Below are 23250 nucleotides of genomic sequence, written 5' to 3'. Positions count from 1 at the left end.
GAAAAGTGCGAAGCGGCTTTCCGATAAGATCATGCTCAAACGAAAACGCCGTCACGCGCTCGTCTGCGGAGCCGGCGGCGGTGCTACCTGCCGCCGGAACAGCATGCGCTGGTAGAGCCAGCCGATCGCGACCAGCACGATGCCGAGACACATGAACGACAACGCGCGGTAGACACCGGTCAGCGTCGACATGTCGATGACGAAGGCCTTCAGGATGGTCAGCGCGATGACGGCGGCGGATGCCAGCCGCGCACGCTCGGAGTTGACGAGAAGCCCGATACCGAGCAGCGCCACGCCGAAGGCGAGCCAGCCGATCGAATAGGTGTATTGCTCGGCACCCGTGGTCTCGCCGCTGGACAGGATCGGGCCGTGATAGAAGCGGCGGATCTCCAGCGTCAGGTACACGAGCGCGAAGACAAGCGCGCCGCCCGCGATGGTGTTGGCATAGGCCTTGCCGCGCTCGCTCGCCACCGCATAGGACAACAGCAGCATCAACACCGCCGGCAGCGCGTAGCCGAGCAGCAGCAGGTTGAACACGGCGCCGCCGACATCGATGCGCCATAGCAGCGGGTTCTCCATGATGAGGAGGCCGAACACGCTGATGAGGCCTGCAATCGCCGTCAGAATGACGGCACCGACATTGTGCACGATGCTGCGGCTTCGCAGCTGCAAGCGCTCCAGCCCGATCGCCATGGCCAGCGCCATGCAGACCTGGAGTGCGCATTCGAGCAGTGACGGCGCTGCTATCATATCGCCGCCTGTCGCGAGATGGCGGATCTCCGTGAAGGCGAGCAGCGCGGTGAACAGGATCGCGGCCGCCTCCACCATGCGCAGCGGCGCGTCATCGGCGCGGCGGCGCAGGAAAATGCTCGCCATCCAGAACGACGCGGCGGGCAGGCCATAGCCCCACAACAGCCAGTTGAAGATCGGCGTGGTGCCGACAGCGTCGCCGACGATGCGGGGATCATAGGCGATGCGCGCGGTGACCAGGCCTGCGAAGATGGCGGCGAGCCAGCGCAGGAACGGGATCGGCCGCTGCATCGAGATCCAGGCGGTGCCGAGTGACATCAGCGCGAGCGCAATGGTGAGCCAGCCCTTCTCCAGCGCAAAGGTCAGCGCCAGCGCCAGCGCACCGAGCGTGCCGGTGGCGAACAAAGCAGTGGAGATCGCAAGGCCCGGCCGGGTCTCACGGCGGGTGAGGGTTTCAGTTGCTGCGCCAAAGGCGGCGGCGAGCAGCACCGCGAGGATCGCGAACGGGATCGAGCGGTCGAGATGGGCGATGCGTGCGTAGAGCGCAACCAGGATCGCAATCGGTGTTGCGACCGCAGCCGCCGACCACACCACGGGAATGATCGCCGAGCTTGAGCGGCCCTGCGCGAAAAAGCCGGCGATGCCGAAGCCTGCGGCGAAGATCGCGGCCATCACCAGATGCTGCGTCACGGCGCTGTCGGTCGCCGTCGGTCCGATGCCGGGCAGGGGCCCGCCCGGCAGCACCAGCATGTCCGGATTGGCGCGCACCGCCCATTCGGCGAACACGATGAAGACGGTCGCCGCCGCCGCGCCCAAGGCGCCGGTGGCCGAAGGCGTACGCCAGGCGACGAACAGCGTCGCCGCGATGAGAAGCGTGAAGGCGATCAACGAAAGATCAGCATGCGCGCTCGACAGCACGATCAGCATCGCGCCGAACAGATAGGCGCCGAGCGCACTCGACGAGACGGGCTCGATCTGCCCGTCCTCGATCGTGGGGCCGAACATGAAGCCGCAGACCACGAGCAGCGCGGCCAGCACGAAGCCCGCGATGGCATGGAAGGCGTGCGGCGCGACCTGCAATTCGCCGAGATCGAGCCCCGGGAAGATCCAGAGCACGGCGAAGCCGATGGTGGTCACGGCCAGCCAGCGCCACAGCCGGATACGGGCGAGGCCAAAACTCGCGGCGGTGACGATGGCGAGATAGACGTAGAGCGCCCAATAGTCAGGCTTGCCGCTGGAGACTAGGGCAGGCGTCGCGAAGGCGCCGACCACGCCGAGGCCTGCGAGCGCCGGCCCGTGCAGCAGCGCTGCCGCCAGCGTGCCGAGCGCGACAAGGCCGAGCAGCACGAAGGCGGTGGCGGGCACCAGGAAGTCGTAGAGCGCGTAGGCGGCATAGGTGGTCGCGAATGCCACGGCCGTGCCTGCAGCCGTGAGGATCGCGGGAATGTTGGCGATCGGCAGCGCCGCGATGGTGGAAATGCTCTCCTTGCGCCGCGTCCATTCGCCGGCCGCTAACAGCGCCAGCGCGAACACGCCGCCGAGGAACACGCGCACGCCGGGGCCGACAAGGCCGGCCTCGATCGAATAGCGCACCATGAAGAAGCCGCCGAGCGCCAGCGCAAGGCCGCCGATCCACACCACCCAGCGGGTGCCAAGCCGCTCCTCGAAGCCGGGCTCTGCGGCCGGCACGGGAGGCGGTGCGACACGATCCGCGCTCGCTTCGAGCGGCGGCGGCGAAACATGTTCGGTGACGAGCGGAGGGGGCGGCGCTGGTTCGGCTTCAGGTGCAAGCGGCGGTGGTTCTGCCGCGGTCGTCGCAGGCAAAGGCGCCTGCTCCTGCGCGGGCATCAGCGGCGGCGGCTGTACCTGCCGCTGGGCGTACAACATCGCCTCGAGCGAGCTCAGCCGCCGGCGCAGCTCGGTCGCCTGGCTGGTGGCCTTGATCGCGATCAGGAAGGCAATGATCGCAACGACCATCGCGATGTCGTCAAACGGGCTGTCGAACATGGGGCCTCCTGGCGATCGGCGCGCATGGGCCGACCGCGCGATCTTAAAGTCTTGGTCTTGAGCATGATCTTCTCGGAAAACCGCTGCACACTTTGCGCTAACGCGGCCCTCCGGGTCCGGATCATGCTCTAGCGCCGGGAACGTACGCGCAAGCCGGGTGCCGGGCGTTCCTGGAGCACGTCGCGGCGGAAGCGGTAGAGCGCCGCCGGCCGTCCACCCGTCTGTGTCGACATCACCCCGGTCGGTTCGACCAGGGCTTCCATTTCGACGAGGCGGCGGAAATTCTGCTTGTGCAGGTGCCGGCCGGAGATCGCCTCCACCGTGTACTGCAATTCAGTAAGTGTGAACTCGGCGGCCAAAAGTTCAAAGACCACAGGGCGATACTTCAGTTTTGCACGCAGCCGCGCGATGGCCGTGGCGAGGATCCGGCGATGATCGAAGCGCATGGAGGTGCCGAGTGCGGGAAGCGCCTTGCGCGCTAATGCCGCGGGGCGGCCGTCGCGCCGCGCCTCCTCGATCAGCCCTGCCTCGTACAAGAGCTCGTAGCGGTCGAGCACGCGCTCCTCGTCCCAGGCGGCACCCTCGAGGCCGAAATAAAACCGCACGCGATCCCTGCGCGGCAGTGCGCGCGTCGTCTCCGGCGTTTCTTCCTCGGCCCATTTGGTCAACGCCGGGATGATGTCGCGGGCAATGATGGCCGGCGGCTCCTCGCGCCAGTCTTCCCAGGGAAGGAAGCGATACCAGGGCTCGAAGCTCGCTCCCGTAGCAGTGAGCTCGCCGTCGATCGCACGCGTCAACGCGAGATATCCGATCGACACCATATGCGCACCGGTATCGCCGGCCTCCGCATGCCGGCCACGATCGCCAAACGTATAGAGCTGCTCGACATAGCCGAGCCGCAAACCCGCCTGCGCCTCGACCCAGGCGCGCAGGCCGATCTCGAAGGTGCGGTGGCTCGGCGCATCGAACGGACCGAACGGCAGGCCGGCAAGCCCGTCGCTGCCGCGCGCGGTGAGGACCAGCGGCTCATGATCCTCGATCGCGACGATCGCCGCGGTCAGGCCGATCTCGATCGGCGTCAGTCTGTCGCTCATGCGGTGGCGGGCGTTGGTGTCATTCGAGCTCGATCACGAAGGGGCGGCCCTCGACCATCATGGCGCCCGGGCCCATCTCGTCGAGCGCGCGCAGCATGCGGCCGTTGCGCCCCAGCGCGCGGTCGGCGAGGCTGACGATGCGCCGGTTCGGCGAGGCGATCGGAGAGGCCGCGCGGATTTTCTTGGCGATCTCGATCTCGTCGCGATTCGGATTGAGCGCGCAGACGGTCGCGAACGCACTCGCAGTGGAGCGGCTGATGCCGGCATAGCAATGCACCACCAGCGGTGCGTTGCGGTCCCAGCCGCGCACGAAATTCAGCACCTGGTCGATATGCGCTTCCGAGGGCGCGACAAAACCGTCCATCTCCTCGGTGATGTCGTCCATCGACACCTTGAGATGATTGGCCGGGAGCACCGACACCGGCCGCACCACTTGCTCGACATTGGCCATCACGGTCAGCACATGGCTGGCCCCGGTGAGGCGGACGGTTTCGGGCAGGGCGGCAAGGGAACAGACGTGGATCATGGGGGACCTTTTTGGTGACTATAGCCGCCGCCGTAGGGTGGGCAAAGCGAAGCGTGCCCACCATTTTTGTCGCGGTCGCAAAAAGTTGGTGGGCACGGCGCAATGGCGCCTTTGCCCACCCTACGAGACCGACGCAAACACCGCGTTGAACCGCTCCAGAAACTGCTTCTCAGCCCGCGCCGCCGTCCAGGGCGTGAGATAGTCGCGCCGGACGCTGTCGGAGAGGCCGGGATCGCGGCCGAACAGGCGTTTGGCCTCGGCATCGCTGAAGCCGGCAAGCTCGGTCGCCTCCAGATAAGCCGCGCCGCGGTCGGCGGCCTTGATCTGTTGCGTGATCTCGTCGGCCAGCACCGGCGGCAGGCCGAAGCGAATGTGGATGGCGCCGAGCAGGCGCTTCTCGACCGCCTTGTAGTGGCCGTCGAGCACGGCCTTGAACGGCGAGATCATGTCGCCGATCACATATTCGGGCGCATCATGCAGCAGCGCTGCGAGCCGCACGCGCAGATCGACCCGGCGCGTCTCGTGCCGCATCACGGTCTCCACCAGCAGCGTATGCTGTGCGACCGAGAAGATGTGCGCGCCGACGGTCTGGCCGTTCCAGCGCGCGACGCGCGCCAGCCCATGCGCAATGTCGGCGATCTCGATGTCGAGCGGGGAGGGATCAAGCAGATCGAGCCGCCGGCCCGACAGCATACGCTGCCAGGCGCGGGACTGGACGTCGCGCGCGGCCGTCTTCTTCGCCGTCATTTGACTTTGAGGCGCGGCTTGCGCTGCGTCTTGCTGACGCTCGCGTGGCAGTGGCAATCGACGAGATGGTCGTTGACCATGCCGGTTGCTTGCATGAAGGCATAGACGATGGTCGGGCCGACGAATTTGAAGCCGCGCGAGGACAGCTCCTTGGAGACCTGCACCGACAAAGGTGTTGAGGCCGGCACGCTCGCCGTGGTCTTAAAATGGTTGACCAGGGGCTTTCCGCCCATGAAGTCCCACAGCAGTTTTGAGAAGCCCGGCCCCTTCTCCATGATCTCCAGATAGGATTTTGCGCTGAGAATGGTGCCGTCGATCTTTGCTCGGTTGCGCACGATGCCGGCGTCGTTCATCAGCGCATGAACCTTCTTCGCGTTGTAGCGCGCGATCCTCTCCGGCTGAAAATCGTCGAAGGCTTTGCGGAAATTGTCGCGCTTGCGCAAAATCGTGATCCAGGACAGGCCGGCCTGGAAGCCGTCGAGGATCAGCTTTTCATAGAGCGCGCGGTCGTCATATTCCGGCACGCCCCATTCGGTGTCGTGATAGGCGACATAAACCGGATCTTCACCCGGCCAGGGGCAGCGCGTCTTTCCGTCGGGATGCAGGCGGGGCGCGCGGCTCATGCGATCGGCTGCTTCGTTGGGATACGGACGACTTCGGGTTCGGCGAGCTTCAACTCAAGGCCGCCGGCGGTGAGCGGCTGGCCGGCGTCGAGCGCGTCGGCGACGCGATCGATGCGCACCAGTGCGATGCCCTTGCCCTGTGCCGACGAGCCCATTGTGCCGACCGGCTTGTCGCCGGCCAGAATGCTGACGCCGGCCTCCGGTGAGAGGTCCTCAAGCAGCACCTTGACGCTGCGGGTGCGCGCAGTGCCGCGATGCTGCATGCGCGAGACGACCTCCTGGCCGACATAGCAGCCCTTGTCGAAATCGACGCCGGCCAGACGGTCCATGTTGGTTTCGTGCGGGAACGCATCACTGTACATGAAATCGAGCCCGCCGCGCGGCACGCCGAGCGCGATGCGATGCGCCTCGTATTCGGCGGCATCGACAAGCTCGGCGCCGATCAGGTCGGAGAGCTTCTGCTTGAGATCTTCGGGAATCAGGATGCGGTAGCCGAGCCCTTCATTGCGCGGATCGGCGAAGGCGAGGTCCGGCTGCGCGGTAAGCTTGCCGTCCCAGGCCGCGAGCACGCCGAGATTGTCGGAGAGGTTTTCCACCGTCACCTTGGCGCGCAGCTTGTAGAATTTCAGCTTGGTGGCAAGGCCGTCGGCCAGCGCCTTCGGGCAGTCGATCAGGAACCCGCCGCCATGCCCGGCAGGCACTTCCGTGATCAGGAAATCCACGGTGATCTTGCCCTGCGGCGTCAGCAGCGCACCGAATCGGCCCAGGCCCGGCTTGAGCTTGTCGAGATCGGTGGTGATGAGGCCGTTGAGGAAGTTGCGCGCATCCTCGCCCGCGACCTTGACCACGCCCCGGTCGGGAAGAAACGCTGATTTCATGCGAAAATCTCTTGCGACATGTTGCTCCGGAACGTAAGCCCGCGAGGCATAAACGACAAGACCTCGAGCCCTGCGCTTGGGGATGAGAGAGGCCTTTAGCCATGACCCAGCGTTTCGACGTCATCCTCAAGGGCGGCACCGTGGTCAACCAGGACGGTGAGGGTGTCCGCGACATCGGTATCGCCAACGGCCGCATCGCCGAGCTGGGCCCGCTGTCGCAAGCCTCCGCCGCGGAGGTGATCGACTGCAAGGGCCTGCACATCCTGCCCGGCGTCATGGACACGCAGGTGCATTTCCGCGAGCCCGGGCTGGAGCAGAAGGAAGACCTCGAGACCGGTTCGCGTAGCGCCGTGATGGGTGGCGTCACTGCCGTGTTCGAAATGCCGAATACCTCGCCGCTGACGGTGACCGAAGCCACCTTCACCGACAAGGTGAAGCGCGCCCATCACCGCATGCATTGTGACTTCGCCTTCTTCATCGGTGGCACCCGCGAGAACGTGCAGGACCTGCCCGTGCTGGAGCGCGCGCCCGGCTGCGCCGGCGTCAAGGTTTTCATCGGCTCCTCGACCGGTGCGCTGCTGGTGGAGGACGACGAGAGCCTGCGCCGCATTTTCCAGGTGATCCGCCGCCGCGCGGCGTTCCATGCCGAGGACGAATACCGCCTCAACGACCGCAAATCGTTGCGCATCGAGGGTGATCCGCGCTCGCATCCGGTGTGGCGCGACGAGACGGCGGCGTTGATGGCGACGCAGCGACTGGTCAAGCTCGCGCACGAGACGGGCAAGCGCATCCACGTGCTGCACATCTCGACCAAGGAAGAAATCGAGTTCCTGCGCGACCACAAGGACGTCGCCTCCTGCGAGGCGACGCCGCATCATCTGACGCTGGCTGCACCGGAATGCTATGAACGGCTCGGCACGCTGGCGCAAATGAACCCGCCGGTGCGCGGGACCGATCACCGCGCCGGCATCTGGCGCGGCATCGAGCAGGGCATCATCGACGTGCTCGGCTCCGACCATGCGCCGCATACGCTGGAGGAGAAGCAGAAGACCTATCCGGCCTCGCCCTCCGGCATGACTGGCGTGCAGACGCTGGTGCCGCTCATGCTCGATCATGTCAATGCGGGCCGGCTCTCGTTGGCGCGGTTCGTCGATCTCACCAGCGCCGGCCCCGCGCGCCTCTACAACATGGCCTGCAAGGGCCGCATCGCGGCAGGCTATGACGCCGACTTCACCGTCGTCGACCTCAAGCGCAGCGAAACCATCACCAACAAATGGGTCGCCTCGAAAGCCGGCTGGACGCCGTATGACGGCGTGCGCGTCACGGGCTGGCCCGTCGGCACCTTCATCCGCGGCCGCCGCGTGATGTGGCAGGGCGAGCTGGTGACGGCGTCGCAGGGCGAGCCAGTGCGGTTTCTGGAGACGTTGAAGCAGTAGGTTGTAGCGTTCGGTTTGATCCGTCATCCTGAGGTGCGCGCCATGCGGTGCTTTGCACCGCGTGGCAAGCCTCGAAGGATGAGCGGTCCCGCTGGTGGCCGTCGCCCTTCGAGGCCTTCGCTGCGCTCCGGCACCTCAGGGTGACGGACATTGTGAGCATATGACGGGAGACTATTCCAATGAGTCAGAATGCCCTCATCACCACCGAGCAACTCGCCACGATCCTCGGTGACCCCAACCTCCGCCTCTACGACTGCACCACCTACAACGAACCAGTACCGCCCGGCAGCGACGTGCCCTATCGTGCGGTCCCCGGCGACAAGACATTCGCGGCCGGCCATATCCCCGGCGCCGATTTTCTCGATCTGCAAGGCGAGTTCTCCGACGCCGCCGCACAACAGTTCTTCATGATGCCTGACGTCGCCCAGTTGGAGGCTGCCTTTGGCCGCCATGGCCTCGATGCGACCAAAACCATTGTGCTCTACAGCATCGGCACGATGATGTGGGCGACGCGGTTCTGGTGGATGCTGCGCTCGCTTGGTGTCGATGCGCAGGTGCTCGACGGTGGGTTCGACAAATGGAAAGAAGAGCGGCGGCCGATCGAGACCGGCGCGCCGAAGGGATATCCGGCCACGACCTTCAAGGCTGCGCCGCGCGCGGGCTTGTTCGTCGACAAGACCACTGTCGTGTCACGGATCGGCGATCCCTCGATGGCAATCGTCAACGCGCTCGGCCCACAATTCCATCGTGGTCTCGAGCCGAGTCGCTACGGCCGTCCCGGCCGCATTCCCGGCAGCGTCAACGTTTCCGCCGCAACACTCGTGAACGCCGACAAGACGCTGAGGACGCTTGCGGACGCCGAGGCGAAATTCGCAGCCCAAGGCGTCACGCGCGACAAGAACGTGATCTGCTATTGTGGCGGCGGCATCTCGGCGACGATCGACCTGCTGCTGCTGACACAGCTCGGCTTCGACAAGCTCACGCTTTACGATGCGTCGATGGGTGAGTGGGCGAGGGATCCGGCGCTGCCGATCGAAACGGATTAGAGCATGATCCGGACCCGAAGGGCCGCGTTAGCGCAAAGTGCGAAGCGGTTTTCCGAAAAGATCATGCTCAAAAAATGAGGCGCATATTCCCGATGGTGGCGGGAACATCTCCCGGTCATCGCAAGACTAATGCTTGTCTGCGGCCAACAGCTTCCGTGCGATAAACGCCGCAGACTTCGCGATCCTTCGCAAAGTCATTCATCCGTAGACTGGCCCCGCCTGCGTGGCGGGGTCATTTTCGGGAGGCTCTTACTGCCGGGAGATGTCGACGGAGAATTCGCCGTTGCGGATGCGGGCGGGAAAACCCTCGACGAACTTCGCCACCGCGTCTTCGCCATAGGTGCCGACGAGTTCGGCGAGCGCCGCGAACAGGCTCGCCTGCGCCAGGCAATCGCCGTCGACACCGTCATGGCGCGCCTCGGCCCAGGCTTCATTGAGATAGCTCAGCGCGGCCTGTTTCTGCTCGTGATCGGGCAGCGGCGCGCGGGCGGGGGCGTAGGACACTGGATGGCTCATGAAACTCGACAGGGCTGGGGCGCGATCCACGGCGATGCGCTGCACGAAGAGGTGTAGCACGCGCGTTAACGACCGCTAGGCCACATCTTTAAGAACGGTTAACGGCTGTGAACAAAGACGATGTCGTTGTTCCCGTGAGCTCAGTTCGCGTAGCGCGCGGTAAGGTCGCGCGAGATCTTCGAGCCTTCTTCGATATAGCGGCGGATTGCGACGGTCGCGGCTGGCGTGCAGCTCCGGTAGGTCTGCTGGAAACCGTTATAGCCGCGGTTGAAGCCGGCGATCATGCGGGTGCGGCGCTCGCCGGCCGGGGTTTCGGCATCGATCAGCGCCTGCATCTCACTGCGCCATTTGTTGCCCTCGTTGGACCCGCAGATGCCGCGCAAATAATGCAGCCCGCCGAGGATCTCAGCCAAGCGCTGCAAATCGGCGTCAAACGGCGCCGCCACGTCCTGGGCCCGGGCGGGCGCGGAGGCGCAGGCGAGAAACAGGACAAAAATGGCCAGAAATCGCGTGGACATCGGCCGGTGTATGCCTCCTCGGGACGGTGGACGCAAGGCGGGCGGAGCGGCCGTCAGGGTGCGATCAGGCGGTGCGCGGACTGGATGACCTCTTCCAGCCCCCCGGTCAGCTTGAGGTCGCCCAGGGTCGCCAGCGCATCCGGTGCGACCCAGCGGAAATCGTCGAGCTCGTCGTTGAGAGCCGGCTCCCTGGCCGTCCAGCGGGCGGCAAAGGACATGATCAAATAGTGGCCGGCGCCGGGCGTGGCCGGCAGCACCTCGCGCCAGCCGGCGAGCCCGACGATCTCGATTTCGAGCCCGGTCTCCTCGTCGACCTCGCGCGCCAGCGCCTGATGCAGCGATTCGCCGAACTCGACCCGGCCGCCGGGCAGCGAATAGAACCCCTTGGCCGGCGAGCGGGCGCGGCGGACCAGCAGCACTTTGCCGTCGCGAAAAATCGCGGCTGAGACAGCAAGCTGGGGATGGGTGGGCTGCACGACGGAAGCCACAGCTCAGTTCGCCATGATGGTGTCGATGTCGGCTTCCGCGCCGCCATTGATGATGCCGCCGCAGGCCGCGATCAGCGGCTTGACCCATGCCGTCGCCTGCTCGGCGAGGCGGACCCGCGTCGTGTCCTTCTCGACCTCGCGCATGGCCGAGCCTACCGCGGTCAGGATCGAGGTCATGGTGTCGGTGATGTGGTCGAACTGGGCGCGCACCGAAGGTTCGGCCGTCTCATAGGCCTCGATCGCGAGATCGCGCGCCTTGAAATTCGAGGCGGTGAAATGCTCGGCATAGGACAGCGGCGACCAGGTCAAAAAGTCGTCTGCGCATTCCGGCATGTCCGGGACCATTTCCAAGAGCATCACGGCTTCATTGAAATGGTTGAGATAGTCAGTGGCAAGCCCGGTCCGTGGGTTGATGTTGGCCACGCGCAGCCGCTCGGCCCAGGCCGCGGCCTCGGGCCCCGTCCGTCCATGCGTTCGCGCGGCTTGGGAGACCGTTGAGCTCATCCGCCGCAGTGTTAACGTTCGGGGTTAAAAGGACCTGAACGGACCCTATATAGACGCCTCAGGATGTGTGGACGCTTCGTCATAACTTCGGCCCCCGCGGCTTTGCGGCAATTGTTCGGCTATATCGAGCAGCCGAACTTCCCGCCCCGGTACAATGTGGCCCCGACACAGCCGATTCCGGTCGTGCTGGCGGAGAATGGCGCGCGCCATTTCCAGCTGATGCGCTGGGGCCTGCTGCCGAGCTGGGTCAAGGACCCTCGCGGGTTCACGTTGCTGATCAACGCCCGCTCCGAGACGGTGCTGGAGAAGCCCGCCTTCAAAAGGGCGATTCGCAGACGGCGCGGCCTGATCCCGGCCGATGGTTATTACGAATGGAAGGCCGTCGACGGCCGCAAGCAGCCGTTCTTCATCCATCGCGCCGATGGCGAACCGCTCGGCTTCGCCGCATTGTTCGAGACCTGGGTCGGCCCGAACGGCGAGGAGGTCGACACGGTCGCGATCGTCACGGCGGCAGCCAGCGAAGACCTCGCCGGCTTGCATGACCGCGTGCCCGTCACCATCAGCTCGCGCGATGTCGAGCGCTGGCTCGATTGCCGCGGCGACGAGGTTGATGCCGCGCTGTCGCTGATGGTGGCCCCACGCATCGGCGAGTTCGCCTGGCACCCCGTCTCCACCCGCGTCAACCGCGTCGCCAACGACGATGAGAAGTTGTTGCTGCCGATCAGCGCGGAGGAGATGGAGGCGGAAGCGGACGCGTCGAAGCCGAAGAAGGTCGCGCGGAAGGCGGCGGTCGGTTCGGCGGATGACGGGCAGGGGTCGTTGTTTTAGTTGACGGCGCCGTAGGGTGGGCAAAGCGAAGCGTGCCCACCATTATGCAACGAGCAAGCGGATAGATGGTGGGCACGGCGCGTCGCGCCTTTGCCCACCCTACACAATCTCGCTTGCCCTTAACGCCGCGATCGCATCCGCATCGAACCCGAGCTCGCCCAGTACGGCGTCCGTATCCGCCCCCAACTCCGGCGCCATCCGGTCGAGCCGACCACCGCCGTGTGCGAGCTTGAAACCGCTGCCGGCGAAGCGCAGGCGGCCATAGGGCGTGTCCAGCTCCTGTATCGCACCGCGTGCCTTGATCTGCGGATGGTCGATCACCTCCTCGACCTTCCAGATGCTGGCGCAGGGCGCGCCGGCATCTTCCAGTAAAGTCTCCCATTCGCGCGCTGGCCTTGCCGCGAGCGCCTGCTCGATGATGGCGCGCAACGCAGGTTCGTTCTCGTTGCGCGCGAACCAGTCGGCAAAGCGCGGATCGGCGAGCGTATCCTCGCGGCCGAGCGCAGACATCAGCGCGCGGTATTGTTTCTCGTTGTTGACGGCGAGCAGGATGTAGCCGTCGCCGGCTTTGAACAAATTCGCGGTGGTCTTGCGGCTGACCGCCTGGTTGCCCGAAAGTTGCTGGCGATGGCCGGCGACCGACCAATCCGCGATCTGCCCCGAGAGAAACGCCATCGTCGCCTCCAGCATGGAGACGTCGACGAACTGGCCTTGGCCGGTGCGGTCGCGCTGATACAGCGCGCTCGACACGCCGAACGCGGCGGTCGCGCCCGAGAGCACGTCGCACACCGCGAAGCCCGCGCGCGTGGGTCCAGTTTCGGGATGGCCGGTGATCGCCATGATGCCGGACAGCGCCTGCATCTTGCCGTCATAGCCGGGCCTTAGGCGATCCGGCCCGGTCTGGCCGAAGCCGGACACCGCGCAATAGATCAGCTTCGGGTTGATCGCGGACAACGCCTCATAGCCGATGCCGAGCTTGTCCATCACGCCCGGGCGGAAGTTTTCCATGACAACGTCGACCTGGCTTGCGAGCTTCTTCACGATGGCGATCGCGTCGGGCTTTTGCAGGTCGAGTGTCAGGCTGCGCTTGTTGCCGTTGACGGCCTGGAAAGCGGGGGCGAGCCCGCGCTCGGCCCATTCGCGGCTGAGCGGCGTGCGGCGCATGTCCTCGCCCTCGCGCCGCTCGACCTTGATGACGTCCGCGCCCAACAGCGCGAGCTGGTAGCTCGCATAGGGGCCGGCCAGCACTTGCGTGAAGTCCAAAATCTTCACGCCCTCGAACGGTCGCGTCACGTCTCTCTCCCTTTTGATTGTCGTTATTGGAGGACGTCAAGCGGCGCGATTGCCGCGCGCGATCTCTTTCTGCTTGTCGAACTCGGCGCGGCGGCGCGCCAGCTCTTCCGGGCTCATCTGTGCGACGTTGTTGTAGTCGAGCTTCCAGGACGCGTCCTCGTTCCAGCGCAATGGCGATTGCATCGTCGTCTGCGGGCCGCTCGCGGTCTCCAGCAGTTTCAGCGCCAGTTCGAACGTCTGCGCCTGCGAGGCGACATCGTGCGGCTTGCCGGCGGAATTGCCGAGCGGGAAGTCCGAGAACAAAAACCGCGGCACGGCGGCGTGCTCGATGATGTCCTTGGCGCAGCCCATCACCACGGTCGGAATGCCGTTGGCCTCGAGATGCCGCGCCACCAGCGCCGTGGTCTGGTGGCAGACCGGGCAGTTCGGCACCAGCACGGCGACATCGACCGCATCAGCGAGGCAGCGCGCCAAAATCTCCGGCGCGTCGGTGTCAAGCGTAACGCGATGGCTGCGGTTGGTCGGCGCCCCGAAGAAACGCGGCGCGACTTCGCCGATACGGCCCGCAGCGCTGGCCTTCAACAACTGCGGCAGCGGAAACCAGGTGCCGTTGTCGGTGGCCGAGGTGTGCTTGCGGTCGTAGCCGATGTGCGAGATGCGCAGATCGTGCTGCTTCGACGTGTCACCGTCATAGACCTGATAGAATTTGGCGCCGCCATTATACGCCGCGCCCGGCCCCTGGTCGCCCTTGGTGGGATCGTATGGCGCGGCCGTGGTGACGATCGTGACGCGCGACTGCGAAAGCTTTTTCTTCAGCGGCTGGAACGGCGCCTCGGTGTAGTGCGCCCAGCGATAGGCCGTGGTGTAGCCGATCGCCGCGTAATAGTCGCGCGTGCGCTGCATATAGGGGACGGGGGCATCGTAGTCGGGCGCAAAGCCGAATTCGTCGTCGCGCGGGGCGGACATGGGCGCGTCTCCTGTGGTTCTTGTTGAAGCCAGACTAGAGATAGTCGGCGGTCAGCTCAACAGGCCCCATGACCGCGCAGGTCAGAATTGCGTTGCGCAATCGCTCGCCGCGCAGCAAGTGCGCTCCCTCGCCCCGCTTGCGGGGAGAGGGTTGGGGTGAGGGGGAGTCTCCGCAGGGGTGGTGAGAGTTGGACTCGCGGAGAGTCCCCCTCACCCGGATTGCATCTTCGATGTAATCCGACCTCTCCCCGCAAGCGGGGCGAGGTGACGAAAGCACCTACCGAAACAGATGCAGCGCCGCGTATTGCAGCAGCATGATCGCCTTGGCGTCGATGATGCGTCCGTCTGCGATCATCGCTAAGGCCTCGTCGATGCCGAGCTCCAGCACCTCAATGTCCTCGCCCTCGTGCTCGAGGCCGCCACCGGCGCTCACCCGCATCTCCGGTTCGTATTCGGCGACGAAGAAATGCAGCCTCTCGGTGATGGCGCCCGGGCTCATGAAGGCCTCGAACACTTTGTGGACGTCGTGCAGGCGATAGCCGGTCTCCTCCTCGGCCTCGGCGCGGATGCGCACTTCGGGTGAGGCATCGTCGAGCACGCCGGCGGCGGCTTCGATCAGGAGATCGTCGTAGCCGCGGATAAACGCCGGCAGGCGGAACTGGCGCACCAGGATCACCGTACGCCGCGCGCGATTATAGGGCAGCACGGCGGCGGCGTTGTCGCGCTCATAGGTCTCCCGGTGCTGCGTCTGCCATTCGCCATTGGCGCGCCGGTAATCGAACGTGGTGTTCTTCAGGGTGGTCCAATTGTCCGAGAGCACGCGGACGTCCTTGATGCGGACGCGGTCGGAAATGGTCATTGCTGTCTTCCAGGCAAAAACTAAGAAGTCGGATCGCGGCCGTCGAGCCACTTTTGGAACATCACCGAGGTGGATTCCTCGAAGCCAAGCGACTGGTAGAATGCATTGGCTTGCGCATTCTCGCGGCGGACCAGGAGCTGAAGTTTTGAAATCCCGGCCTGACGCAGCCAGTCTTCGGCGGCCGCCATGATGACGCGGCCCAGACCGCGCTTGCGGCAGTCGGGGTCGACGGCGACGTAATAGATCCAGCCGCGATGGCCGTCATAGCCGACCATGACGGTGGCGACGATCGCGCCGCCGTCGCGGCCGATCAGGATCGTCGAGTTATCGCGCCGCCGCGCCAGTGCGATGTCGGCATGCGGATCGTTCCAGGGGCGGGTCAGGCCGCAGCGCTGCCACAGCGCCACGACCGGCTCGACGTCGGTGTCGGCGATTGCATCGATCGTGAGGGCGGAGGACACGTTCACAGCACTTTCCCCGGGTTCATGATTCCAAGCGGATCGAGCATCGCCTTGATCGACCGCATCAGCTCGATCGCGGTCTTGTCCTTGACGTCAGGCAGTTCGTCGCGCTTGAGCACGCCGATGCCGTGCTCGGCCGAGATCGAGCCGCCCATGCGCAGCACGATCGCGAACACCACCGCGTTCATCTCGTGCCAGCGCGCCAGGTAATCCGCGCTGTCGGCGCCGACCGGCTGGCTGACATTGTAGTGCAGATTGCCGTCGCCGAGATGGCCGAACGGCACCGGTCGCGCGCCGGGGATCAGTTTGACCACGGCGGCATTGGCCTCCGCGATGAAGCCGGGCACGGCAGCGACGGGCACGGAGATATCGTGCTTGATCGAGCCGCCCTCCGGCTTCTGCGCCGACGACATCTCGTCGCGCAGCTTCCAGAAGCCGGCGCGCTGGGTGAGATTCGCCGCGATCACGGCGTCGTCGACGATCTCGTCTTCCATGGCGCGGGTCAGGATCGTTTCCAGCGGCGCGCGGGCATCGTCGCCGGCTGCGGACAATTCCATCAACACGTACCAGGGATGCTTTTGCTCAAGCGGATCGCGCACGTCGATGCCGTGACGGATCGAGAAATCGACCGCCATCTCCGACAGCAGCTCGAAGCTCGTCAGCGAGTTGGCCGCCTCGCTCTGCGCGATCGTCAGCAGCTTCAACGCCGCCTCCGGCGACTTCAGCCCGACGTAGGCGGTCTCGATCGCTCGCGGCTTCGGGAACAGTTTCAGCGTCGCCGCCGTGATGATGCCGAGCGTGCCTTCCGCGCCGATGAAGAGGTTATGCAGATTGTAGCCGGTGTTGTCCTTTTTCAGCTTCGACAGCACATTGAGCACGCGGCCGTCGGCTAGCACCACCTCGAGCCCCAGCGCCATCTCGCGCGCGACGCCATAGGCGAGCGCGGCGGTGCCGCCGGCATTGGTCGAGAGGTTGCCGCCGATGGTGCAGCTTCCCTCCGCGCCGAGCGACAGTGGAAACAGCCGGTCGACCTCGGCCGCCTTCTGCTGTGCGATTTGCAACACCACGCCGGCCTCGCAGGTCATGGTGTTCGACCCAACATCGATCTCGCGGATCTTGTCCAGACGGCGCAGCGACACCACCACCTCGCCATTGTGCGGCGTCTGGCCGCCGACGAGCCCGGTGTTGCCGCCCTGCGGCACCAGCGCGATTTTGTGCTCGGAGGCGAGCTTGCAGATATCAGACACTTCAGCCGTCGAGCCCGGACGCAGCACCAGCGGCGAGCGGCCGTGAAACAGATTGCGCTCTTCGGTGACGTAGGCCTCGATGTCGGCGGCATCGGTGATCGCGTGGCGGTCGCCGACGATCTTGCGAAATTGTTCGATCAACTCGGGCGCAAGCGGAGGGGTGGCTGGCTTATTGACGTTCATGTCTTCTCTCATTGCGCTTCTTATCGTGCGACGGCCGCGCGGCGCAGCCGGTCGTTGATCGCTTCGCCCAAGCCTTCCTCGGGGATGGTCATTACGGCAATCGCCCGCGGGCTCTTCGCATCGAGGGCGCGAAGATAGCCGAACAGATTGGCGGCGGCTTCATCGAGATCACCGCTGGGCGACAAATTCATGACGGCCGACGCGACGTCAAGACCAGCCAGGCGCTCAGGGCCGAACGCCAGCAGCGCCTCGCCCGGGGTGATGTCGCGCGCATTGAGCCGCACAGTCGCGCGCGGCGCGTAATGCGAGGCCATCATGCCCGGCGCCAGCGGCTGGCTGTCGTCGCTCTCGGCCTCCGCGGGCGGCCGCGCCAAGGCTGCGCCGAGCACGGCCTCGATCCGCTCGCGTGACAGTCCGCCGGGGCGGAGCAGCATCGGTGCGTCGAAGCAGCCGACGATGGTCGATTCGACGCCGACCTCGACCGGCCCGCCGTCGACGATCAGATCGATCCGCCCCGAAAGGTCGCTCTCGACATGGGCAGCCAGTGTCGGCGAGACGTGGCCGGAGATGTTGGCGGATGGCGCCACCACCGCCCCGCCAAAGGCGCGCAGGATCGCCTCCGCCACCGGATGGGCCGGGATGCGGATCGCGACGGTGCCGAGCCCCGCGGTGGCGAGATCGGCCACCGGGCAGCCGTCCGTCTTGGCGACCACCAGCGTCAGCGGCCCCGGCCAGAACGCCTCCGCAAGGCGCAAGGCGTGCGCATCGAACCGTCCGATTCGGCGCGCCGCGGCGAGGTCGGCGACATGGGCGATCAGCGGATTGAAGGCCGGCCGCCCCTTGGCGGCATAGAGATGGGCGATCGCGGTCGCATTGCCGGCGTCGGCCCCAAGCCCGTAGACCGTCTCGGTGGGGAACGCGACCAGCCCGCCGGCGGCCAGCGTGCGGGCCGCAGCCTCGGCGCCAGCCTCGCCAGCCGGCAAAATCAGTGTTTCAAGGCCCGTTTTCACTGGGACGAAATTCCTCAAATCGGCCGCTTGCGGTGCGCCAAGCCCGACGCTATAAGCCGGCCTCTTGTCGGAGTGTGGCTCAGCCCGGTAGAGCACTGCGTTCGGGACGCAGGGGTCGCAGGTTCGAATCCTGCCACTCCGACCAGAAATCATTAGGCTTTTTCTTCTGATTTCGATCCTCGGTCAAGTTGACCACCGTTTCGGCCACCGAAACGTAGCGGCCTTTTTGGCCAATGGCCGTGGCCGCCCCCTGCAGAAAGTCTGGGTGGTGATGCCCATAGGTGTCCTGCAGGACCTCGGGAGACATACCCAGGAACCCTGCAGCCTCCCAAATTGGCACGCCACGCTGCATCAGCCATGTCGCAGCGGTATGGCGCAGGGTGTGGGGCGTCACCTTCCCCGGTAGGCCAGCAAGCCCCACAACGGTCTTGAAGCCCTTCTTTACGGAGGAGACCGGCTTGCCGTTGAATTCAACGAAGCACTCCGCCATCAGCTTGCGGTTCCGCCAGCGTCGAAGGTGGGCAAGCAGCCGAGGCGGTATCGGCGCCGGCGTCTGCCGCTTCTTCGTCGTGCGCTTGCCAATGGCCTTCCTATAAAAAATGCCGCGCTCCAGATCCACGTAAGACCGCCCCGACACGGCATAGGGCGACGCTGTCGCTATCGCACCTGCCCGAGTGCCTGTGTATAGGCCGATCAGGACAAAGCGGGCGATATGGCGCAGGGGCCGGCGGCTTGTGGTCACTGGATCACCTTTTGACGTCCCCGAATGGATCGTCTGCTTCTCCCGATAGCGCCAACAGTGCCAGATCAGCGCTGCTGCTTCGCTTCGTGTAAGCCATCTGTCGCGAGCCTCGCCCTTGGGCGGAAGCGAAATGCGCACGACGCCCCGGTGAAAGCCTTCTTTCGCATGATGATTGATTGCAGCGCGAAACGTCTCGAGGTCGCGGCGTGCACCTCCGCGGTTGCCACGCTGTTTGACGTAGGCCGCGCAGGTCTGCGCATTTACCCCGGACAATTTTTTGCTACCCCAAAAGTCGTTGAGCCGCTCAATTCGGGCCTCGATCTCGAACTGATCGCCGGGCTCGCCGATGTCGGTCAGATAAATCGAGAGGACATCAGCACAATCGATGTCCTCAATGTCTTGGCGGCGCCGTTCGGGTTGATACTTACGAGCGATGTAGTCCGCTAGGGCTTGCTCTGCTTTTGCTGGCGGCTTTTTTTCAGACGAGCTCGCAACGCATCCTGTGGCGATATGGCTATACCCGTCCTTGATGATCCAGACAGCACGGTGGACGAGTTTGCCGTCAGTGTATCGCGCCTTTCGTTTGTAGAGTCTTGCACCTTTACTTGGACGCGGCATAGTTCCCTCATTTTCCTAATCGACTCTAAGGTAGTGTAGTCCTTTCCCGCAATCCGCTCGACCTCCAGCCGGCCTCGAGCAGCCTCGCGGCGCAGACCCGAAGCCGTCATCGAACCATCAGGGAACGCCAGCTGAGCGGCGACCTTTAAACGAAGAGGGGCCTCTTCCGACATGTTCGAAGGCATCATATCAGAAGGTCGATCTGCGCGCTCGATCATTGCGGGTGACCGGCAGGTGCAGTTGAGCGCCGAGTCGGACACGGGCGGTCTTGCCGATCATTCTTTTGATGATCGCCGAATTCATTGCATGTCCCAGCATGATGTTTGGATCTGCGGGGCAGCGCATCCAGTAATGCCGGAAGGTGGGCAATCGACATAAACCGCCTCAGCAAATAACTAGCTTGCTTGCGGTTTAGCCGGATCGGTTCGAGGTGTGAATCCTACGTCTCCGGTAGGATCCGTGGTCGCTTTGGCTTTTTCATTTCTTCGGGCCGATAGTCTTTGCCGTCGCTTGATCGAAACGAAATGTCCATCCTTTGGATGAAGGCGAGTTGCCTTGCCGTGAGTGGTGAAACACGCAATCTTATAGACTTTATCCCCTTGAAGTACCCTTTGCGTATCCTTCTTACGTCGCTTTTTCTACGCAGGATTCTCGATACTTTCGCGGCTCTTCGTAAGAAGAGTTCGACCCGGGCGGGATCGCTAGAGAAGCATTTGACCCATTCGACGATTGATTCAAGTTCATTGAACGCTCCGTAATGAAACTTTTCATCACAGTGGATCGCGAAAAGCACCGGCGCGGCTGTGACGTATTGCGACCAAATCTTTTCTTGCGTTTTTATACTGCGTCCCCTCGCGTCCGACTGCACCCATCCAGGAAAGTCGGTGACGTGCTGGTACTGTGAAAGAAAGTATTTTGCGTGCTCAATAGTCTGCCTGCCTTCAAGCGCCGCGTCATCCCTCACCATATACCTTACGATCTCAACGACAAATTTTATGACTTTCCAACTTTCACGGCATCGGAGGAGCAGGTCGTCCGAAGAGCTGCCTACAATTGCGTTCGCGAACCCCTCGGTGTCCTCGAACATCCGCATAATTTCAGAAATTTCATCATGGTGTGCTGATTTCCGAGGTAAAAGGCGATGCAATTCAAATAGCAAGAACAGGTTGCCGGCTCGGCGAGCATCGCTCGTGTAGATCAATGAAGTACCTTTGGGATCTTCCCTTGTTCCGGTGCGACCGTCCAAAAATGCCCAAAAGATGAGAGCAATTGCTGAATACGCTTTGGAGACGGAATACTGTCCTTTTGCGGCAGCTAATTCGCAAATGGCGTGCTTCGGAAGGAATCGAAAAAATTTCAATCCTTCGGAAGTTCGGCCTCGTCGTGCTTCCAATTCAATGTCGCCCATTCCTACGCTCCCGTTAGGATTCCCATAGCGCTATAAATCCTCCAGCGTCGCCTCATACGCTATCCCGGCGTTGCAATAGGAGACCGTCCATGCCCTTTGTACCCACTAAAACCCAGGCAGCCGCGGCCGCCCAATATCCCAGACTCAACGCCATTCTCAACGAGATTGAGGAGACCTCTCGATCGCTAGAACTTGAGGATGGCCGGTACGCATACGTGAAATATCTCGAACCAATCTACTCCTATCATTGGAAATCAATGGCCAGGGGCACTCAGAAAAGAGATCGAAGCCGCATTTGCAAATTGCGAGCACTCAAGACCGGTCCGGCTATCTGCTTATTTGGAGCCTTATTACGCGGGACGTCCAAAATCTCTAAAAGCACCCGCGGCAAGTACGTCAAGCAGCTGCGGCAAGCTACTAAACTGGGCGTCAAGCCGCGCGATCTTCGAGACTACCTGAAGAGCCGAAACAAACAGGCAGCGGCTCAACCTAGGTCGTCCGGCCGGGGGGCGCGCCCGTGCTGAGATCGACCGGTCTTCGCTAGCGTCACAAATCCGCATCGGGGCACATCTGTTGTCCCGATGCGCGTGGGAGGATTTTGTAGCGCAAGGACACTCGTCGTGATGTGCGCCTTGTTATTGTTGTTGACACACTTCCTTTTTGAAATTGCGCACTTTGAGCCAGTTCTGCACTGTTGTGAATGAGAATTGCAGGATTTTGCGCAAACCAGACCGTCAGTTCAATGTTGTTAAATGATCGTCATGCCCCAACAAAGGAAGACGTGAATGGTCTCTTCAAACACGGTCGCATTCAAGAGCACGAAGACGAGGCTGTCAGCGAGCTTCTTATCGCCTGCGAGACCTTTCGTTAGCGCCATCTCGTTAACAAGGATGATGAGGATCTTGTCGTCTGGGGAGACCGTGCCGTTCTCAGGGCCGTTAGCAGATGAACGGCTGGCCATTTGTCACTATGAACGAGCATTACTCTGGAAGGCGGTCGGGTGAACGCCCGGCAGATGTACTGTTATTGTATGTATGAACACATCAATGCTCGAATATCCAAATCCATAGCGCAATCCTTTGGGTTGGAGGCTCTAAGCCAGGCATTCCGAGAAAGCGAACGATGTGAAGGAATGACGTTCAATATCTAAAATAGGCAAAGCATGGCGCTCTTCCACGAGACAAAATTTGCTGAACAGTCCTACGCGTATGATGACGCCCTGAAGGACGCGTTTCAGTCGGCTCGAATTCAGAAAAAGATTACGTTTAGTGATCGTAGTTGCCTGGAGGCACGTCGCGGACCGGAGCTACTGGCAGTAAACCATTGGTCAAGGGTCCTTTGGGCAACCGCAATTTGTAATGAGGTCGAGCAATTATTCTGCAGCAGTGAGTCCAGCGTCTACCACAAAGGAAATATCTTCTTTGTTACCCTGCTTGATCTGGAGTGTGCGAGATTGGTTACTTCCAGCGCAACCAAAGAGGATCTGGAGCAGATAAAAACGCGTTTGCGATATGGTTTGAGGGGATTTTCGCACATCGGCTTCATAGAGCCTGCCTACTACACTAATCTGCAGGCCGGTGTTCGCTTCAACGAGAAAAGATGCATGTTCTGGCATACGCATGCCCTCGTGTGGGGCTGCTCACGTGGGAAACTGAGCGCGCGGCTTCGGACGTTAGAAAAGGCCGGAAGATACTGGGCAATTATACCCGGCGTTCCCGCAGTCAAGATACAGAGAGTGCGTCAGCGCACGCTTCCTCGTGTGGTTGGCTACATTCTGAAACCGCCAAACAACGCATATAGGGTCAGCCGCCGCGACCTATCCGGGGCGGATGGGGATCCCCTAGTCGACGACAGCGGCGAGGTAGCGGCTGCATTTAAGCAGGGTAAATCCAGGCTCCGGCCAGGAGAACGTGTAAAGATGTTCAAGATAATGCAGTCGCTCTACTTGGACGATCTGGCGTTTGCAGGAGGAGAGGGCGTCGCCCTCTTGGCTGGCGCCAAAGCGCGCGCGCTGGAGAAATTTCGTTGCCGGGAAAAACGAAGGGCCCGAAAACTATTAATTGTGAAATCCTCGCGCGCTAGCAAACGACATCGAACTAGGCCGCTAAAGCCTCGACGCTAGCTTGTCACCATAGGGGAATTGGTAACGGCTTACGGAAACCTCTTCGGCGGAGAGCCGCTGAGGCAGCGCAGCCAGATATGCCGCCGTTCGCTTTGAGGAAGCTGGAGAATTGTTTGGCTGGGATGTCCGACTGGTGGGCGAATTCTAGGACCCTAGTCCACCGACTGTGTTGCTTTCGCCCCGCATCTGGATGGGTTGATTGGACTAAGGTCCAGGCGGCCCGATGTGCATTTCGTCCGTCGATTGCAAATTTGTGCGATATGCGGCGCGCAAGCTTCTTCGAAAAACCGATCAATCGCCATCTACGATAAATGGAATAAAGCGTTGCTAAGTAGCCATACAAAGGCTCTACACAACCGGGCTTCATGGCGCGCGTCAAG

At 63.1% G+C, this 23250-nt stretch carries 23 protein-coding genes, 1 tRNA gene and 1 pseudogene; 5 read left to right on the top strand and 20 right to left on the bottom strand.

Annotated features, from left to right (window positions below; all coding sequences use genetic code 11):
• Positions 1 to 51: 51 nt before the first annotated feature.
• The 6 genes from UB31_RS35870 to ygfZ all read right to left on the bottom strand — a co-directional run bounded on the left by UB31_RS35870 (position 52) and on the right by ygfZ (position 6625).
• Complete coding sequence (locus UB31_RS35870; RefSeq protein ID WP_045005141.1) at positions 52 to 2757, bottom strand: DUF2339 domain-containing protein; 2706 nt, start codon at positions 2755 to 2757, stop codon at positions 52 to 54.
• A 128-nt stretch (positions 2758 to 2885) separates the two neighbouring features.
• Positions 2886 to 3851, bottom strand: coding sequence for an NUDIX hydrolase (locus tag UB31_RS35865; protein WP_045014260.1), 966 nt, complete (start codon positions 3849 to 3851; stop codon positions 2886 to 2888).
• A gap of 19 nt (positions 3852 to 3870) precedes the next feature.
• On the bottom strand, positions 3871 to 4377 hold the full coding sequence (locus UB31_RS35860) for a tyrosine phosphatase family protein (RefSeq protein WP_045005135.1): 507 nt from the start codon (positions 4375 to 4377) through the stop codon (positions 3871 to 3873).
• A gap of 120 nt (positions 4378 to 4497) precedes the next feature.
• Positions 4498 to 5124, bottom strand: a complete 627-nt coding sequence (locus UB31_RS35855) for a YfbR-like 5'-deoxynucleotidase (RefSeq protein WP_045005133.1) — start codon at positions 5122 to 5124, stop codon at positions 4498 to 4500.
• Complete coding sequence (locus UB31_RS35850) at positions 5121 to 5747, bottom strand: DNA-3-methyladenine glycosylase I (protein WP_045005131.1); 627 nt, start codon at positions 5745 to 5747, stop codon at positions 5121 to 5123. The genes UB31_RS35855 and UB31_RS35850 overlap by 4 nt, the downstream gene beginning before the upstream one ends.
• On the bottom strand, positions 5744 to 6625 hold the full coding sequence (gene ygfZ, locus UB31_RS35845) for a CAF17-like 4Fe-4S cluster assembly/insertion protein YgfZ (protein ID WP_045005129.1): 882 nt from the start codon (positions 6623 to 6625) through the stop codon (positions 5744 to 5746). Before ygfZ ends, UB31_RS35850 begins: the two co-directional genes overlap by 4 nt.
• Before the next feature lie 101 nt (positions 6626 to 6726).
• Here ygfZ and UB31_RS35840 point away from each other — a divergent pair, with 101 nt between their 5' ends.
• Complete coding sequence (locus UB31_RS35840; protein WP_045005128.1) at positions 6727 to 8061, top strand: dihydroorotase; 1335 nt, start codon at positions 6727 to 6729, stop codon at positions 8059 to 8061.
• Positions 8062 to 8240: 179 nt separating this feature from the next.
• Complete coding sequence (locus tag UB31_RS35835; RefSeq protein WP_045005126.1) at positions 8241 to 9107, top strand: sulfurtransferase; 867 nt, start codon at positions 8241 to 8243, stop codon at positions 9105 to 9107.
• 249 nt (positions 9108 to 9356) lie between these two features.
• On the opposite strand, the gene UB31_RS35830 is transcribed toward UB31_RS35835, so the two are convergent.
• The 4 genes from UB31_RS35830 to UB31_RS35815 form a co-directional block, all read right to left on the bottom strand.
• Complete coding sequence (locus tag UB31_RS35830) at positions 9357 to 9623, bottom strand: hypothetical protein (RefSeq protein WP_045005124.1); 267 nt, start codon at positions 9621 to 9623, stop codon at positions 9357 to 9359.
• Between the two features lie 140 nt (positions 9624 to 9763).
• Complete coding sequence (locus tag UB31_RS35825; RefSeq protein WP_045005122.1) at positions 9764 to 10141, bottom strand: TIGR02301 family protein; 378 nt, start codon at positions 10139 to 10141, stop codon at positions 9764 to 9766.
• Positions 10142 to 10194: 53 nt separating this feature from the next.
• A complete protein-coding gene (locus UB31_RS35820; protein ID WP_045005121.1) occupies positions 10195 to 10629 on the bottom strand; it encodes an NUDIX hydrolase in 435 nt (144 codons plus the stop codon).
• Between the two features lie 3 nt (positions 10630 to 10632).
• On the bottom strand, positions 10633 to 11133 hold the full coding sequence (locus UB31_RS35815) for a hypothetical protein (RefSeq protein WP_045005119.1): 501 nt from the start codon (positions 11131 to 11133) through the stop codon (positions 10633 to 10635).
• 63 nt (positions 11134 to 11196) lie between these two features.
• On the opposite strand from UB31_RS35815, the gene UB31_RS35810 reads away from it, so the two are divergent.
• Complete coding sequence (locus tag UB31_RS35810; RefSeq protein ID WP_045005117.1) at positions 11197 to 11961, top strand: SOS response-associated peptidase; 765 nt, start codon at positions 11197 to 11199, stop codon at positions 11959 to 11961.
• 99 nt (positions 11962 to 12060) lie between these two features.
• On the opposite strand, the gene UB31_RS35805 is transcribed toward UB31_RS35810, so the two are convergent.
• The 6 genes from UB31_RS35805 to UB31_RS35780 all read right to left on the bottom strand — a co-directional run bounded on the left by UB31_RS35805 (position 12061) and on the right by UB31_RS35780 (position 17980).
• Complete coding sequence (locus UB31_RS35805) at positions 12061 to 13254, bottom strand: CaiB/BaiF CoA transferase family protein (RefSeq protein ID WP_045005115.1); 1194 nt, start codon at positions 13252 to 13254, stop codon at positions 12061 to 12063.
• Between the two features lie 36 nt (positions 13255 to 13290).
• On the bottom strand, positions 13291 to 14220 hold the full coding sequence (locus tag UB31_RS35800) for a glycine/sarcosine/betaine reductase selenoprotein B family protein (RefSeq protein ID WP_045005113.1): 930 nt from the start codon (positions 14218 to 14220) through the stop codon (positions 13291 to 13293).
• 277 nt (positions 14221 to 14497) lie between these two features.
• Positions 14498 to 15079: an NUDIX hydrolase gene (locus UB31_RS35795; RefSeq protein ID WP_045005111.1), complete on the bottom strand. Its 582-nt coding sequence runs from the start codon at positions 15077 to 15079 to the stop codon at positions 14498 to 14500.
• A 20-nt stretch (positions 15080 to 15099) separates the two neighbouring features.
• Positions 15100 to 15540 (bottom strand): GNAT family acetyltransferase, encoded by a 441-nt coding sequence (locus UB31_RS35790; protein WP_156163095.1) that lies wholly within the window; start codon positions 15538 to 15540, stop codon positions 15100 to 15102.
• Between the two features lie 2 nt (positions 15541 to 15542).
• Positions 15543 to 16970 (bottom strand): FAD-binding oxidoreductase, encoded by a 1428-nt coding sequence (locus UB31_RS35785; RefSeq protein WP_045005108.1) that lies wholly within the window; start codon positions 16968 to 16970, stop codon positions 15543 to 15545.
• 20 nt (positions 16971 to 16990) lie between these two features.
• Entirely contained in the window at positions 16991 to 17980 is a 990-nt protein-coding gene (locus UB31_RS35780; protein WP_045005106.1) for an L-threonylcarbamoyladenylate synthase, read from the bottom strand.
• A gap of 68 nt (positions 17981 to 18048) precedes the next feature.
• On the opposite strand from UB31_RS35780, the gene UB31_RS35775 reads away from it, so the two are divergent.
• Positions 18049 to 18125: transfer RNA gene (locus UB31_RS35775), tRNA-Pro, on the top strand.
• A 171-nt stretch (positions 18126 to 18296) separates the two neighbouring features.
• On the opposite strand, the pseudogene UB31_RS42975 reads toward UB31_RS35775, so the two are convergent.
• Positions 18297 to 18722 (bottom strand): annotated as a pseudogene (locus tag UB31_RS42975) (tyrosine-type recombinase/integrase); the annotation flags it as partial.
• A gap of 147 nt (positions 18723 to 18869) precedes the next feature.
• On the opposite strand from UB31_RS42975, the gene UB31_RS42970 reads away from it, so the two are divergent.
• Positions 18870 to 19169 carry a hypothetical protein gene (locus tag UB31_RS42970; protein WP_349643881.1) on the top strand — a complete coding sequence of 100 codons (300 nt, stop codon included), beginning with the start codon at positions 18870 to 18872 and terminating at the stop codon, positions 19167 to 19169.
• Between the two features lie 610 nt (positions 19170 to 19779).
• On the opposite strand, the gene UB31_RS35760 is transcribed toward UB31_RS42970, so the two are convergent.
• The 3 genes from UB31_RS35760 to UB31_RS41875 form a co-directional block, all read right to left on the bottom strand.
• Positions 19780 to 20748 (bottom strand): hypothetical protein, encoded by a 969-nt coding sequence (locus UB31_RS35760; RefSeq protein WP_156175712.1) that lies wholly within the window; start codon positions 20746 to 20748, stop codon positions 19780 to 19782.
• A gap of 748 nt (positions 20749 to 21496) precedes the next feature.
• Entirely contained in the window at positions 21497 to 21709 is a 213-nt protein-coding gene (locus tag UB31_RS35755) for a hypothetical protein (protein WP_045014256.1), read from the bottom strand.
• A gap of 411 nt (positions 21710 to 22120) precedes the next feature.
• Positions 22121 to 22363 (bottom strand): hypothetical protein, encoded by a 243-nt coding sequence (locus UB31_RS41875; RefSeq protein ID WP_156175711.1) that lies wholly within the window; start codon positions 22361 to 22363, stop codon positions 22121 to 22123.
• Positions 22364 to 23250 lie beyond the last annotated feature (887 nt).

The organism is Bradyrhizobium sp. LTSP849 (genome assembly GCF_000938255.1).
Taxonomy (GTDB): domain Bacteria; phylum Pseudomonadota; class Alphaproteobacteria; order Rhizobiales; family Xanthobacteraceae; genus Bradyrhizobium.
Note: the sequence above shows the minus strand (reverse complement) of the source record. Positions and strands in the feature narration are given on the sequence as shown.